This window comes from Aeromonas sp. FDAARGOS 1410 (assembly GCF_019048745.1).
GTDB lineage: Bacteria > Pseudomonadota > Gammaproteobacteria > Enterobacterales > Aeromonadaceae > Aeromonas > Aeromonas jandaei.
Genome location: NZ_CP077401.1, coordinates 3,497,271 through 3,511,003, shown reverse-complemented (window position 1 = coordinate 3,511,003; position 13,733 = coordinate 3,497,271). Strand labels below are relative to the sequence as shown.

The 13,733-nt window shown below is 57.1% G+C and carries 13 protein-coding genes and 1 riboswitch; of the genes, 8 read left to right on the top strand and 5 right to left on the bottom strand.

Features of this window, described 5'->3' with window-relative positions; all coding sequences use genetic code 11:
• Positions 1 to 70: 70 nt before the first annotated feature.
• Positions 71 to 1,552 carry a cardiolipin synthase gene (gene cls, locus I6L40_RS16250; protein ID WP_042031325.1) on the top strand — a complete coding sequence of 494 codons (1,482 nt, stop codon included), beginning with the start codon at positions 71 to 73 and terminating at the stop codon, positions 1,550 to 1,552.
• A gap of 103 nt (positions 1,553 to 1,655) precedes the next feature.
• Entirely contained in the window at positions 1,656 to 2,918 is a 1,263-nt protein-coding gene (locus I6L40_RS16245; protein ID WP_071910988.1) for a DUF945 family protein, read from the top strand.
• 67 nt (positions 2,919 to 2,985) lie between these two features.
• On the opposite strand, the gene purU is transcribed toward I6L40_RS16245, so the two are convergent.
• Complete coding sequence (gene purU / locus I6L40_RS16240; RefSeq protein WP_041208675.1) at positions 2,986 to 3,822, bottom strand: formyltetrahydrofolate deformylase; 837 nt, start codon at positions 3,820 to 3,822, stop codon at positions 2,986 to 2,988.
• A gap of 229 nt (positions 3,823 to 4,051) precedes the next feature.
• Positions 4,052 to 4,207: riboswitch (FMN riboswitch) on the top strand.
• Positions 4,208 to 4,313: 106 nt separating this feature from the next.
• Here purU and ribB point away from each other — a divergent pair.
• Both ribB and I6L40_RS16230 read left to right on the top strand, forming a co-directional pair.
• Complete coding sequence (gene ribB, locus I6L40_RS16235; RefSeq protein WP_071910991.1) at positions 4,314 to 4,967, top strand: 3,4-dihydroxy-2-butanone-4-phosphate synthase; 654 nt, start codon at positions 4,314 to 4,316, stop codon at positions 4,965 to 4,967.
• A 225-nt stretch (positions 4,968 to 5,192) separates the two neighbouring features.
• Positions 5,193 to 5,435: an Lpp/OprI family alanine-zipper lipoprotein gene (locus tag I6L40_RS16230; protein ID WP_033115038.1), complete on the top strand. Its 243-nt coding sequence runs from the start codon at positions 5,193 to 5,195 to the stop codon at positions 5,433 to 5,435.
• A gap of 133 nt (positions 5,436 to 5,568) precedes the next feature.
• Here I6L40_RS16230 and I6L40_RS16225 read toward each other — a convergent pair whose 3' ends face one another.
• Positions 5,569 to 6,417 (bottom strand): tetratricopeptide repeat protein, encoded by an 849-nt coding sequence (locus tag I6L40_RS16225; RefSeq protein ID WP_071910993.1) that lies wholly within the window; start codon positions 6,415 to 6,417, stop codon positions 5,569 to 5,571.
• Positions 6,417 to 7,136, bottom strand: a complete 720-nt coding sequence (locus I6L40_RS16220; protein WP_071910995.1) for a 4'-phosphopantetheinyl transferase superfamily protein — start codon at positions 7,134 to 7,136, stop codon at positions 6,417 to 6,419. Before I6L40_RS16220 ends, I6L40_RS16225 begins: the two co-directional genes overlap by 1 nt.
• A 275-nt stretch (positions 7,137 to 7,411) precedes the next feature.
• Between I6L40_RS16220 and I6L40_RS16215 the strand changes: the two genes are divergently transcribed.
• The 4 genes from I6L40_RS16215 (at position 7,412) to I6L40_RS16200 (ending at position 11,604) form a co-directional block, all read left to right on the top strand.
• A complete protein-coding gene (locus I6L40_RS16215) occupies positions 7,412 to 7,900 on the top strand; it encodes a C40 family peptidase (protein ID WP_033114246.1) in 489 nt (162 codons plus the stop codon).
• A gap of 150 nt (positions 7,901 to 8,050) precedes the next feature.
• Complete coding sequence (gene rlmF, locus I6L40_RS16210; RefSeq protein WP_043852161.1) at positions 8,051 to 8,995, top strand: 23S rRNA (adenine(1618)-N(6))-methyltransferase RlmF; 945 nt, start codon at positions 8,051 to 8,053, stop codon at positions 8,993 to 8,995.
• 243 nt (positions 8,996 to 9,238) lie between these two features.
• Complete coding sequence (locus I6L40_RS16205; RefSeq protein ID WP_041208669.1) at positions 9,239 to 9,964, top strand: MaoC family dehydratase; 726 nt, start codon at positions 9,239 to 9,241, stop codon at positions 9,962 to 9,964.
• Positions 9,965 to 10,188: 224 nt separating this feature from the next.
• Entirely contained in the window at positions 10,189 to 11,604 is a 1,416-nt protein-coding gene (locus tag I6L40_RS16200; protein ID WP_041208667.1) for a DASS family sodium-coupled anion symporter, read from the top strand.
• Between the two features lie 65 nt (positions 11,605 to 11,669).
• Here I6L40_RS16200 and I6L40_RS16195 read toward each other — a convergent pair whose 3' ends face one another.
• Positions 11,670 to 12,656: a DUF481 domain-containing protein gene (locus I6L40_RS16195; RefSeq protein ID WP_071910997.1), complete on the bottom strand. Its 987-nt coding sequence runs from the start codon at positions 12,654 to 12,656 to the stop codon at positions 11,670 to 11,672.
• Positions 12,657 to 12,680: 24 nt separating this feature from the next.
• Entirely contained in the window at positions 12,681 to 13,592 is a 912-nt protein-coding gene (locus I6L40_RS16190) for a L,D-transpeptidase family protein (RefSeq protein ID WP_071910999.1), read from the bottom strand.
• Positions 13,593 to 13,733 lie beyond the last annotated feature (141 nt).

Sequence of the window (13,733 nt, the reverse complement as noted above, 5' to 3'; positions counted from 1 at the left end):
GCCCTACAGCATACCATTCCTGCCGTGTGGGATCTGCCCACCGCCCCTTGTCGATTAGAAGGAGTTCCCGTTGCTCGACGGTCTCGAATACGATCTCCACCTGCTGTTTTCCCGTTTTCTCGGCTGGTTACTGCTGCTGTTTCACACCGTCATCGTCACCGGTGTTTCAATTCGGGTGGTGATGAAGCGGCGCCCCATCGGCGTATCGCTGGCCTGGCTGGCCCTCATCTATGCCATCCCCTTTGCCGGGGTTGGTTTCTACGTCCTGTTTGGCGAGATCAAGCTGGGGCGGCGCCGTGGTGAGCGGGCGCAAGCCATGTATCGCCCTTATGCCATCTGGATCCGCCAGCTGGCTCGTCTCTTCCCCCAGCACTGCTGCGAAGTGGGAGAGAAGGCCCAGCCGCTGCATGACCTCATCCAGGGGCGGCTCGCCATGCCGATGCTCTCCGGCAACCGGATGACCCTGCTCAGCAGACCCGATCAAATATTGCGCGAGATTGCTCAGGATATCCGCAAGTCGACTCTCTCTTGCTATATGGAGTTCTACATCTGGCACCCCGGCGGCGATGCCGACGATGTGTGCGAAGCGCTGATGGAGGTGGCCCAACGCGGCGTGGATTGTCGTTTGCTACTGGATTCGGTGGGGAGCAAGCACTTCTTCCGCTCGGGCTGGCCGAAAAAGCTGCGCAAGGCTGGGGTCAAGCTGGTGGAGGTACTGCCGGTCGGTGCCTGGCGCATCCCCTTCCAGCGCCAGGATTTGCGAATGCACCGCAAACTGGTAGTCATCGATGACCGGGTCGGTTACACCGGCTCGATGAACATGGTGGATCCCCGTTTCTTCAAGCAGGATGCCGGGGTCGGCCAGTGGGTTGATATCATGATCCGGGTGCAGGGGCCCATAGTGCCGCTGATGTGGTCCATCTTTGTCTGGGACTGGGAAGTGGAGACCGGCGAGCGGTTGCTCGACAGCCTGCAGCACGAGCCGGAAGTGTGGCCACAGACCAACTATCGCGCCCAGCTTATCCCGTCCGGCCCCTTCGTCGGTGGCGACTGCATCCAGCAAAGCCTGCTGCTTGCCATCTATCAGGCACGCAGTCATCTGGTGCTGACCACGCCCTATTTCGTGCCGGATGATCCGCTGGCTGCGGCGCTCAGCTCGGCGGCCGCGCGCGGAGTACAGGTGCAGCTGGTGCTGCCGGCTCGCAACGACTCCATCATGGCCAACTATGCCTGCAACGCCTTTATGGAGGAGCTGCTGGCGGCCGGAGTGGAGATCTATCGCTACGATGCCGGTCTGCTCCATACCAAGAGCGTGCTGGTGGACGACGATTTTGCTCTGGTTGGGACAGTCAATCTGGACAGGCGCAGCCTCTGGCTCAACTTCGAGGTAACCCTGCTGGTAGACAACCCGCACTTCGTTGCCCAGATGACTCAGCTGGTGCAGGGTTACATGGCGGAAGCCACGCCAATGACGCTTGCCAGCTGGCAGGCTCGCCCCTGGTACAAGAGGGTGATGGAGAATATCTTCTACCTTTTCAGTCCCTTGTTGTAATGGCCGGTTACAGAAGATTACAGACGGAGCCTCTGATCGGACTTGCCTAGTGCCGAGCTTGCCCCGTAGAGTGCAGCGACAACTCCTGGAGAGACATGGATATATGAAAAAAATAGTGGTCCTTGCCGTGGGTGCGGCACTGGTAGGTGGTGGTTTGGCTGCATGCTGGTACACGGGCAACAGTTTCGACCGCATCATGGCGGAGCAGATCGCCAAGGTCGAAAACGAGAGCGGTCTGGATCTGCAGTGGCAACCCGGCAGCAGCAACCTCTTTACCCGTGATGGGGTTTTGAAGCTCGTGGTCACTCCCCAGGAGCTGGCGGCGCTCGACAGCGAGCTGGAAGGGGGGCAACCCCTTGAGCTGGAGTTTGCCGTGAAGAGCCGCATCATGCCGCTCTATATCAAGAGCCACTTCCTGCTCGACACCAAACAGGGCTCACTGGCGCCGGTCTTCACTGCGCTCGGCATGGAGCAGTGGCAGTTTGGCCTGGAGTCGGTCAGCAGCCTCTGGACCCGGGGCAACAGCAGCCGTTTCTGGGCTGACGAGTTCAAGGTGAAACAGGGGCTGGACGAGTTCCACTTCCTGCCGCTCACCGGTGATTTCCACGGCGATCTGGAGGGGACTGGCCATGTCGCCATGACCTGGCAGGGAATGACGGTGCACGAAGAGCAGAGCAAGATGGATCTGGTGCTGGCCGAGATGAAGGGTAGCGCCGATCTGGCCGAGATCAGCGGGGTCTGGCTCTCTCCGCAAAGCGAGATGAGCCTTTCAGCTCTGACCATGCAACTGCCTGAGGGCGTCAAGGTGTCCCTGCAGGGGATGACTACCGAGACCCAGCTCAAGGGTGACAACGCCCAGACCCTCTCCAGCAGCTACCGGATGAAGCTGGCCAAGCTCAATCTGGAGAACGAGGCAGACTCGCTGGCGGTGACCGACAGTAATCTGGAGCTGCACCTCAACGGACTGGATCTGGAAGGGTATCAGGGGTTGCAGGCTGCCGGCGGCAAAGGGGTGGAGGATACTGCGATCCAGCAAGCGCTGGACAAGATGCTGGCGCGCGGCGCGACTCTGGAGCTGGCGGATCTGAGCGCCAGGTTCAATGGCGAAGTGGCAGCCATGAAGGGAGAGGTAAAACTTGCCTCTACCTCGCTCGACAAGCTCTTCAACGGCGAAGAGGGAATGCAGGCGCTGAGCGGCCAGCTCCACGCCTCACTCAGCGACAAGCTGGGCAAGGTGGTGCCGCAGCTTGCCCCCATGCTGGAGCAGTTGGCTGCCATGGGTTATCTGAAGGCCGATCAGCAAAAGCTCAATGCCGAGCTGAAGCTGGACAAAGGAGTGATGACGGTCAACGACCTGCCGCTCTGACCGGTTTTCACACTAACAACAAAGGCTCCCACGGGAGCCTTTGTTGTTTCCGGATTATCGGGTGTTGTTACTTGAACACCACCGTCTTGTTGCCATAGACGAACACCCGTTCGTTCAGTACCAGCTCCAGCGCCCGGCTCAGTACCGACTTCTCTACATCGCGACCCGCCTTGGCCATGTCATCAGCGCTGAAGGTGTGATCAACGTGGATCACGTCCTGCTCGACGATGGGGCCCTCATCCAGATCGTCGGTGACAAAGTGGGCGGTGGCGCCGATCAGTTTGACCCCGCGATCGAATGCCTGGCGATAGGGGCGGGCTCCGATGAAGGCGGGCAGGAAGGAGTGGTGGATGTTGATGATCTTGCGCGGATAAGCTTCGACGAAGCTGGGGGTCAGTACCCGCATGTACTTGGCCAGGATCACGTAGTCCGGCGCATAGCCGTCGATGATGGCGCGTACCTGCTCTTCGTGTTCGGTGCGGCTCAGCTCATCGTGGCTGACGGTGTGGAACGGAATATCGAACTTGCCGGTCAGTTCGGCGAGGGTGTCGTAGTTGCCGATCACCGCGACTATGTCCATATCCAGCGCGCCGGCGTAGTTCTTCATCAGGATGTCGCCGAGGCAGTGAGTCTCCTTGGTCACCAGAATGACGATGCGCTTCTTGCCCGCCTTTACCAGACGGCGCTGGGCGCCAGCGGGCAGGGCATCATCGAGATCGGCCAGCAGGGTCTCGTCATTGAAACGTCCCTCCAGCTCGGTACGCATGAAGAAGCGGCCATTCTCGTGATCCACGAACTCATCGTTCTTGATGATGTTGAGCTGATGCTTGTAGCAGATGTTGGTGATCTTGGCGATGAGGCCCTTGGCGTCCGGGCAGTCCGTTAGCAGTATTTTCTTTTCCATCTCTGTCATTTTCCGTTTGTGGTGTTGGCGCCTGTCTCTGCGCAGGCTGCGCGTTTTTGGGCACTATGCCACAAACAAATTGTGGCCAGAAAGAAATTCGGTGAGCGTTACAGCCACAAGCGGAGTGCGATGGGACAAGGGGAGAACATCGAATCCGACTGGCAAAGGTTTTTCAGCTTGAGCCGGTTTTTGGCTGGTATCTGCCAGCGCTTTTCTTTAGGCTGTCAGCGCTTATTCTCAGGGCGGGGTGAAATTCCCCACCGGCGGTATCCCGATCTGACTCGGGGAGCCCGCGAGCGCCCGACCCCGGTCTGCCGGGGCGGGGTCAGCAGATCCGGTGAGATGCCGGAGCCGACGGTCATAGTCCGGATGAAAGAGGATAAGACAGACATTGCACTCTCCGCCCCCTTGGGGGCTGGCTGCTGCATGGCCATTTCTGTCTGCCTTTCCATGCCCTGATTCTGGTCCTTTTCTTGTTTGGGAGCTTTACCATGAATCAGTCTCTACTCAGTGAATTTGGTGATCCAATTGCCCGTGTCGAAGCGGCTCTGACTGCCTTGCGGGCCGGTCAGGGTGTGCTGGTGGCCGATGATGAAGATCGGGAGAACGAGGGCGACCTCATTTTTGCCGCCGAATCCATGACCAATGAACAGATGGCGCTGATGATCCGCGAGTGCTCCGGCATAGTCTGTCTCTGCCTGACCGATGAGCGGGTGCGTCAGCTCGAATTGCCGATGATGGTGGAAGCCAACTCCAGCCACTATCAGACCGCGTTTACCGTCACCATCGAAGCGGCGCAGGGGGTCACTACCGGTGTCTCGGCGGCTGATCGCATCACAACCATTCGTGCCGCCATTGCCGATGGGGCCAAACCGGGTGATCTCAACCGGCCTGGCCATGTATTCCCGTTGCGTGCCCGTACCGGAGGCGTGCTGGTGCGCCGTGGTCACACCGAAGCGACGGTCGATCTGATGCAGCTTGCCGGACTGAAACCGTTCGGGGTGTTGTGTGAATTGACCAGGGAAGATGGCTCCATGGCCCGCTTGCCAGACCTGATTTCTTTCGGTCGTCAGCACCGGATGCCCGTGATCACCATCGAAGATTTGGTGCAATATCGCCAATTGCTGTCAGAACGAACAGCCTGAGGCTCATACGAAATTGTAATAAGCGAAAATTTTGGTTAGTCTTTGTCCGTGTCCTCATCACGCGGCACTCATTTTTTAGCCGAATCTGAACAAAAACTGTTCATTCAAAAAAAAATGAGGGTTTTAATGCATTTATCTGTGCTGGGGACTATGCAAAGTATGATTTTTTTGTGCCATAATCACGCCGCTTGCTAAACGTCTGGCGAGTTCAAGGGAGCTTTAAAAATGAAAAAATTGTTGTTGGTAGGTGTTGTTGGTCTGTCCGCTCTGCTGGGTGGTTGCGCAAACACTAGCGAACTGGAAACTTCCGTTCAGAATCTGTCTAACAAAGTTGACCAGCTGGCTCAAGATGTTAGCGCTGTTCGTGCTGATCAGTCCAAGATCGCTGCTGATGTTGCTGAAGCCAAGCAAGAAGCTATGCGTGCTAACCAGCGCATCGACAACATGGCTACTAAGTACAAGAAGTAAGCCATGCGAAAAAAATGGCGCAGTTATGCGCCATTTTTTTTTGCCTGAAATTCCCCATCCCCGTTTTCTCTTTTGACCTCAGAGGTCATGCCGGTCTCCCGGCACGCCCCTTCTTCATCCCTTCAAGACTCGATCAATAGAGCAGGCTATAGAGCTTGCGACGGTAATTTTGTGCCACCGGTGTGCTGCCCATGGTTGCCAGAATGTCGAGATAGGTCTTTCTGGCATCGCCAAAAGCGAGATCCCGCTTGAGGATGGCAAGCAGCAGTCCCAGCGCCTCTTCCTGACGACCTGCCTGGTTGTATTGCACCGCCAGCTCCTGCGCCAGCGCAAAGTCATCCGGATTTTCGGCATGGCGAGCTTCCAGAGCACGCAACTCCGGGCTGTCCGCCGCTTGCAGGGCCAGTGCCAGCCGTGAGGTCAGGGCATGGAAATGGCTATCCTGTGCCACCATCGGAATGTTGCCGAGCCGCTCCTGTGCTTCATCGAGCAGGTTAAGATCGAGCGCGGCCTGAATGAGCCAGAGGCTGATGTCGTGGCGCTCCGGAGCGATCTGATGAGCTTTGCCCAGATGGGCATAAGCCTCGCCGGGCTGGCCATCGGCCAGTGCCTGTTGCCCCTTGGCAAACAGCTCCTCTTCCTCTTTTGGTGCGAAGGCTGCGAAGAACTGGCGCAGGGTCGCTTCATCCTGCGGCCCCTCAATGATCCCCTGTTCATCCGGGCGTCCCTGATGGAACAGCACCAGTGCCGGCAGGGCGCGCAGGCCGAGCTGGCTGGCCAGCGGTTGCAGCTGGGGATTGTTCATGTCCACTTTGGCCAGCGTGACCTGTTCGTTGGCTGGCCCAACCAGCGATTCGATCAACGGCGTCATTCCCTGGCACTCCGGCATCTGCGGCGCATGGAAATAGATGACGACCGGCTTCTTCATGGAGGCATCGATCAGTTCTGCGTGAAAATTCTGGGGAGTAATGTCGACGATCATCAGTTGGACTCTTCCGAAAGGGTGTGGAACAACATGGGGGTGAGGGGATGGCAATTCAAGCGCTCATCCAGCCGGTAGCCATTGACCGCTGTCGTGGCGGCGGCAAGGCTGAGCCAGCCACTGGCAAAGGGCCAATCCTGAACCTGATAGTGCCGTTCATCGAGCTGGTTATCGAGGCGCCACGCCTCGTCAGGGATGAAGCGTACTTTCTCAAGCCCGGCGGCGATGCCGCCACCGTGGGCCTTGAGCACGGCTTCCTTGCGTGACCAGAGCCGGTAGAAGGCGCTCTCCTGTTCATTCTCCGGCAGGGCGCAGAGCCACTCATATTCACTCTGTGCATAAAACCGCCGGGCAAGGGGCAGGGGAGAGTGCCGTCTTTTACCCAGCTCGATATCAACCCCTAGCGGCCCTTGCTGACAAAGCGCCAGTACCAGCCAGGATCCACTGTGGCTGAGATTGAAATGCCAGCGCCCATCTTGCAGCTGCGGCTTGCCGTGTTCCCCGTTGCTAAATTGCAACGCGGATGGCGAAGTGGCCAGTCTCTGTGCCAGAAGCTGGCGCAGCACGGCCCGGCTGACCAGATACTCCTGACGGCGCGAATTGTGGCTCATTTGCTGCCAAATATGGTGTTCATCGGCCGATAACAGCTCGGGCAGGGTAGCGAGTAATTCCTGAGCAATCAGGGCCGGATTTAACAAAAAAAGATCGGTGGCGATCATAATTTTTCACTTAAAAAGGGTGGTGAAGCAGGGATAAATGCCACTTATCTCTGAGCTGGATGGCCGCTTTTGCGATTGTATATTGTTTGGCCATGATCACATTAATTATGAAAAATCGTGCATTTCCTTGCAAAAATGTGAGCCCGATAGGGATTTTCACTTGCCTCGATAGAATTCTTGGATATAGTCGGGTGCTGTTGCCTTATTAATTGCCTTTCGGGGCCGTATTTTAACAAAATTTCTATTTTTGCGGGGATAAAGGATTGCGCCACCTGATGCTACTGCTGGTCGCGCTCGGAATGGTGGGTTGTGCCTCGGCACCCCAAACCGAGGTCGCGAGCAAGATCGAAGTTTCCATGATGGAACCCGTTATTGAACCGGAAGCTTCGCAAACACCTGATGTGAATGAAATCCTGACAGTTTATAAAGAGTGGCGTGGCGTTCCGTACCGGATGGGTGGCAGTAGCCAGCGTGGTATCGATTGTTCCGCCTTTGCCCGTGAAGTGTTCCGCAATGCCGTCGGTGTCGAGTTACCCCGAGACACCCGCTCTCAAGTCCATGAAGGGACTCGTGTTTCCAAGAAGGATCTGGTCGAGGGTGATCTGGTCTTCTTCAAAATCAATCGTCGTCTCAATCATGTCGGCATCTATGTCGGGAATGGCGAGTTTATCCACGCCTCGACCCGAGCCGGTGTGACCCGCTCCAAGCTGGACAGCCAATACTGGCGCAGCAAGTTCTGGCAAGCGCGCCGGATCGATATCTGAGTCAGGCTGGACAAACGGCTCGCAGTACGGACTGTTTTTCCAACCTCACTTGAACCGGGCTCCTGAAGCCCGGTTTTTTATGGCTGCGATTTAGACTTTCGCAGGCCAAATCACTATAGTGTGGGCCCGTTTTTCTTCGGCAGGCCCAGCATGACATCCCGCAATGACCGCAAATCCGGACTCCATCCCCGCAATCGCCATCTCGATGGTTACGATTTTGAGGCGCTCTGCCGGCAGACTCCGGAGCTGGCCACCCATCTCTTTACCAACGACTACGGCAATCTCACCATCGATTTTGCCGATCCCGCTGCGGTCAAGGCCCTGAACCGGGCGTTGCTGGCCCACCACTACGGCATTGTTCACTGGGATCTGCCCGCCGGTTACCTCTGTCCACCCATTCCGGGGCGGGTCGATTATCTGCACCGGGTTGCCGATCTGCTGGCCGAGAGTGCCGGCAAAGTACCTGCTGGCAAAGGGGTGAGGGTGCTGGACATCGGGGTTGGAGCTAACTGCATCTATCCGCTGCTCGGTAGCCGTGAGTATGGCTGGCGTTTTGTCGGCTCCGATATCGATCCGGTATCGGTGAAAGCGGCGGCTCTGCTGGCCAAAAGCAACGGACTTGGCAACCAGATCGAGTGTCGCCTGCAGGGCAATGCCGAACATGTCTTTCGCGGCATCATAGGGCCTAAGGAGCGCTTTGCGCTGACCCTTTGCAATCCGCCCTTCCACGCCTCGCTGGCAGAGGCTAGCAAGGGGAGCGAGCGCAAGCTGCGCAATCTGGGCAAAGAGGTGAAGGGGGCGCCGGTACTCAATTTTGGCGGTCAGAAAGCCGAGCTTTGGTGTGACGGGGGCGAGGCGGCGTTTCTGACCAGGATGATCAATCAGAGCAAGGAGTTTGCCAGCCAGTGCCTCTGGTTCAGCTCGCTGGTCTCCAAGAAGGAGAATCTGCCGGTTGCCAAAAAGGCATTGACCCGGGTCGGGGCACGTCAGGTTCGGGTGCTTGAGATGGCGCAGGGCAACAAGGTGAGCCGGGTATTGGCCTGGACCTTCTTCGATGATGCCGGCATGCGTGAATGGTGGTCAGCCCCGCGCTGAGCTGATTGAACAAGGCCCGTTGCGGGCCTTTTTTGATCGCCACAGGGATAGAAGGGAAGGCGAGATCTCTGTTGGAAATCGATTTCCTCATTGGTAGATAATGCTTTTTGATGTGATATGAGTAGTGACTTCTGCCTTGGTACAGGTGTACGCCGAGATTTTTTTGCACTTTCAGCTGTAACTTTAATAAAATAGGACTGGTTAGACCTCTTTACCGGCATTGAATCACATAGGGATCGGAACATGAAAGTTGTCGATTTTCTGAAGCGCAAGCGCGAAATTCTGGCGCAGCACCCCTTTGAGCTCAAGGATTGGCTCTCTCCGGCTATCCGCGACTACTGGCGTGAGTTTCAGCAAAAGGCACATCTTCACCCTCTGCTGGGACGGGTGCTGGACCTGCAAAGCGAAGCCCAGAACGCACAGCAGCAGAATGCCGACACCGTGGCTCAGGTGGCTAACGGTCAGCCTGCTGTGGCGCAGGATCCTGCCATCGAGCTGGAAGGCGAAGCCGCTGCGCTCTATGCCGAGCTGCAGGGCAAGATCGGCGAAGAGACCCATGTCGGCGAGTGGCTCCATATCAGCCAGCAGATGATCGATCAGTTTGCCGCGGTGACCGGCGATCATCAGTGGATCCACACCAATCCGGAGCGCGCGGCTGCCGAGTCGCCCTTCAAGACCACCATTGCCCACGGTTTTCTGACGCTGGCTCTGCTGCCACAGCTGACCGGCTCGGTGGATGAGTCCACCCCCGAGTTTCCGACTGCTCGCATGGTAGTGAACTTCGGGCTGGATCAGGTGCGCTTCCCGTACCCCATCAAGGTGGAGAGCAACATCCGCGCTCGCACCAAGCTGGCACGGGTTACCCCCATCAAGGGCGGTTTGGAGCTGCTCAAGGAGATCAAGGTGGAGATCGAAGGGATCCGGCGCCCGGGTTGCGTGATTGAGTCGGTGACTCGCATCTACTTCTGATCCCTCGTCGTTGAAGATGAGCAAACGGGTTCGCAATAGCGAGCCCGTTTTCATTTTGGCCGTCAGGCGCGGCATGAACGTTCAGAGACGCTACTTGTGCTTGATATGACTCACAAAATCGCGTTGTATGCGGTTAGCCAGCTCTCATTTTGGCAAGTCCGTTTCCTGAAACGGCAGCATGTTATGCCACTATCGATTTCTCAATCCCTATTCTGGAGACGATAGTGCCCATCAATCACAAGATTATTCTGCCACTGTTGTTCAGTCTCTTTATCCTGCTGATCCCGACGCACTGGATCCCGCTCGAGGGAATTACTGTGGTCGAGCAGCGGGTTGTCGCTATTTTCGTGCTGGCAGCGCTCTGCTGGATCCTGGAGCCCATCCCCATCTTTGCCACCTCTGTGCTGATCATCGTGCTGGAGCTACTGTTGCTCTCCGATAAGGGGCTCTGGTTTATGACGGCAGGCAAGAGCGAGCCCGGGTTTGGTTCGCTGCTCAAGTCGACCGAGGTGATGGCAACCTTTGCCTCACCGGTCATCATGCTCTTTCTCGGCGGCTTTTTTCTGGCCATCGCTGCAACCAAATACCATCTGGATGTGAATCTGGCGCGGGTGCTGCTGCGCCCCTTCGGTCGCAACCCCAGAGTCGTGATGCTGGGGCTGATGCTCATTACCGCCACCTTCTCCATGTTCATGAGCAATACCGCTACCACGGCCATGATGCTGGCCATTCTGGCTCCGGTGCTGGCGGTATTCCCGGAGCGGGATCCGGCCAAGGTGGGATTTGTGCTGGCCATTCCGCTGGCGGCCAATCTGGGCGGAATTGGTACCCCCATAGGTACGCCGCCCAACGCGGTGGCTCTCAAGTATCTTACTGGCGAGCATGCCATCTCGTTTGGTCAGTGGATGGGTTTTGCGGTGCCCTTCGTCGCGCTCTTACTGCTGCTTGGCTGGTTTCTGCTGGGGCGTTTCTTCCCGAGCCCACTCAAACAGATCGAGCTGAAAATCGAGGGGCGCTTCATGCAGACGCCCCGGGCCTGGGTGGTCTATCTCACCTTCATTACCACCATAGTGCTCTGGCTGCTCGGTGATCTGCACGGCATGAACTCCTACGTCGTCGCCATGATCCCGGTCGCCGTATTCCTGACGACAGGGATCATCACCAAGGATGACCTGCACAAGATCTCCCTCGATGTGCTCTGGCTGGTGTCGGGCGGGATTGCGCTGGGTCTGGCACTGGAAGACTCAGGGCTGGCAGAGCGTCTCATTACTCACATACCGTTCCATGAGTACTCCACACTCGCCGTGCTGGTCGGGGCCTGTTTGCTGGCGGTAGTGATGGCCAACTTTATGTCCAATACCGCAACCGCCAACCTGTTGCTGCCGCTGGTGGCTGCACTGGCGGTCAGCATGCCGGAGCTTGCCGAGTGGGGCGGCAGCCATACCCTGATCCTGGCGGTGACCATCTCGGTATCGCTGGGCATGTCGCTCCCCATCAGTACGCCGCCCAATGCGCTGGCCCACGCCACCGGTCTGGTGGAGAGCCGTCAGATGGTGCGGATCGGCGTCATTATGGGGATGGTGGGCACAATGCTGGCGATGCTGTGGATCTACCAGATCGCTGCCTGGGGGCTGATCTAGTTGCCACTCTGTTGGTCTAATAAAAAGGAGGAGCCAATGTGGCTCCTCCTTTTTATTTTTGGGGCCTAGAAACTGGCACCCAGACTGAGGAGGTGCTTGTAATCGGTCTTGTTGAGAGACTGGCTGAACGGGCCCAGGTTTAACTCCCCTTCCTCTCGCTCGACTTCAGTGCTCCATGAGAGGCGCAGATGGTCGTTGAAGTAGTAACGCATGCCAATGCTGCCAGAGATATCCTGGTTGAGAGTGATATAGGGGGAGGGCTGAGCCAGATACTTGGTATAGCTTCCTTTGCTGAACAGCTCGAATGGCTGCTGCCAGAAGGATAGCGGTTGGCGGTAGTCCCAGATTAGCTCTCCAATGGGATAGCTGATGGTATGTGAGCTTGAATAAAATATGGCCACCCACTCATTGTTGCGATAGTAGGCTCGCTGCATGCCACCCTGGGTAATAAGCTCGAGCCGCCGTTTTTTGTCATTCCAGAAGCGATAACCGGGGCCCGAACCAAAATCGAGTTTCAGATAGTTGTCGTCAAGCATGTCATATTCGGCATTGACCGAGCTGCGAATAAACCAGTGTTGATCGAAGAAATAGTCGAGGGTGGGCGTCACCTTGTAGTCATGGCTATCGGTGACGTTGTTGGAGGTCTCGTAGTTATATTCTCCCGACAGGGTGTAACGCCAGTCGAGATTGGCCACTTCGGTCGTGCCTTTGACGTTGACGTTGTTGGTCTTCTTGTCGTTGTCCTTGATCTTGACGTTGAGATCGCCGCTACCGCTCCAGAGCCAGGCATTGCGCTCATCACTCCCATCCTCGAACAGTTTTATGCCTCCCTTGGCTGTCGCCTTGGGCTTCTCCTGCTTTTCGAGTCGCCAGCGTTTTATGGCATCACGTTTGACGGTCACTGACCCGCTATAGGGCAGGGCAATCCGTACCGACTGGTCGGTGATCTCTTCAATGGTACCGGTTAGGCGATCACCATTTTGCATCCATAGGATGTCTTTGGCCCAAAGCGGCGGGCAGGAGAACAGCAAAAAGAGCAGCAGGTATCTCATGGTTTGGGGCAACTCCGCGCAGTGTCAGCCGCTGATGGGCTTGGGCAAGCCATTCTTCAGTGCCAGAGTCTCAGCGACTGCACTCTGTTCTACTTCGGGGGCTGCAATAAATTGTTCCACCTCCGGGGTGAGAACAAGAGGAGCGCCCTGCTCCATCTCCTCCTCCGTGCGTGACAGAGGAGAGTGCACCTCAAGCCAGCGACGACCGTCAGGCTCGATGGCAACCTTGACCGGTTGATTGATGACCCGTACCGGCGTACCGATCGGCACCATCTTGAAGAGGGCCTCGATATCGTCAGGTCGCAGGCGGATGCAGCCCGCGCTCACCCGCAGGCCTACACCAAAATCCTTGTTGGTACCGTGAATGAGATAGTCCCGTTTGCCATAACCGAGGCGCATGGCGAATTTGCCGAGAGGATTGTCAGGTCCCGGCGGTACAACCGCTGGCAGCGTGATCCCCTGCTGCTCCAGCCAGGATTTTCGCACCATGGGGCCGGGAACCCAACTCGGATCGGGATTTTTCTCGATGATGGTGGTGGTCATCTCGGGTGTCTCGCGGCCGATGTCGCCGATCCCGATGGGCAGCACGATCACTTCCTGCTTCCCTTTCGGGAAGTAGTAGAGGCGCAGCTCGGGCAGATTGATGACGATCCCCTCGCGCGGGACATCGGGCAGCAGCATCTGGGTCGGCAGGGTCAAGCGGGTGCCCGGCTTGGGTAAATAGGGATCAACACCGGGATTTGCTTCAAGCAATGCCAAAAAGCCAATTTGGGTATGTTTGCCAACTAGCTCCAGATACTCATCCTGCTGGATGAAGTAATCCTCCAGCTCACCAATCAGGCGGCTACCAGTCGGTGGAAGTGGATAGCTTCTGGCCTGTACGGGCAGTGCAGACATCAGGGCCAGCAGCAGAAAGAGGAGGGGTTTTATCGGCATCGGTATTCCATCGGTTGGCGTGGGGCAAGGTGATTGCGACTAATGCCCCGACAGTCATCTCTGTTCTTTTTTGGCCTTGTTGCGCAAGGCTATTTGCGACAAAAGCGCGTTGAGGCGACAGTAAACCAGCCAAAAGCGGCG

What these genes read in the sequence shown, in the direction of transcription:
- I6L40_RS16245 (WP_071910988.1), top strand. Translation starts at nt 1,656, where the DNA reads ATGAAAAAAATAGTGGTCCTTGCCGTGGGTGCGGCACTGGTAGGTGGT.
- purU (WP_041208675.1), bottom strand. Translation starts at nt 3,822, where the DNA reads ATGGAAAAGAAAATACTGCTAACGGACTGCCCGGACGCCAAGGGCCTC.
- ribB (WP_071910991.1), top strand. Translation starts at nt 4,314, where the DNA reads ATGAATCAGTCTCTACTCAGTGAATTTGGTGATCCAATTGCCCGTGTC.
- I6L40_RS16230 (WP_033115038.1), top strand. Translation starts at nt 5,193, where the DNA reads ATGAAAAAATTGTTGTTGGTAGGTGTTGTTGGTCTGTCCGCTCTGCTG.
- I6L40_RS16225 (WP_071910993.1), bottom strand. Translation starts at nt 6,417, where the DNA reads ATGATCGTCGACATTACTCCCCAGAATTTTCACGCAGAACTGATCGAT.
- I6L40_RS16220 (WP_071910995.1), bottom strand. Translation starts at nt 7,136, where the DNA reads ATGATCGCCACCGATCTTTTTTTGTTAAATCCGGCCCTGATTGCTCAG.
- I6L40_RS16215 (WP_033114246.1), top strand. Translation starts at nt 7,412, where the DNA reads ATGCTACTGCTGGTCGCGCTCGGAATGGTGGGTTGTGCCTCGGCACCC.
- rlmF (WP_043852161.1), top strand. Translation starts at nt 8,051, where the DNA reads ATGACATCCCGCAATGACCGCAAATCCGGACTCCATCCCCGCAATCGC.
- I6L40_RS16205 (WP_041208669.1), top strand. Translation starts at nt 9,239, where the DNA reads ATGAAAGTTGTCGATTTTCTGAAGCGCAAGCGCGAAATTCTGGCGCAG.
- I6L40_RS16195 (WP_071910997.1), bottom strand. Translation starts at nt 12,656, where the DNA reads ATGAGATACCTGCTGCTCTTTTTGCTGTTCTCCTGCCCGCCGCTTTGG.
- I6L40_RS16190 (WP_071910999.1), bottom strand. Translation starts at nt 13,592, where the DNA reads ATGCCGATAAAACCCCTCCTCTTTCTGCTGCTGGCCCTGATGTCTGCA.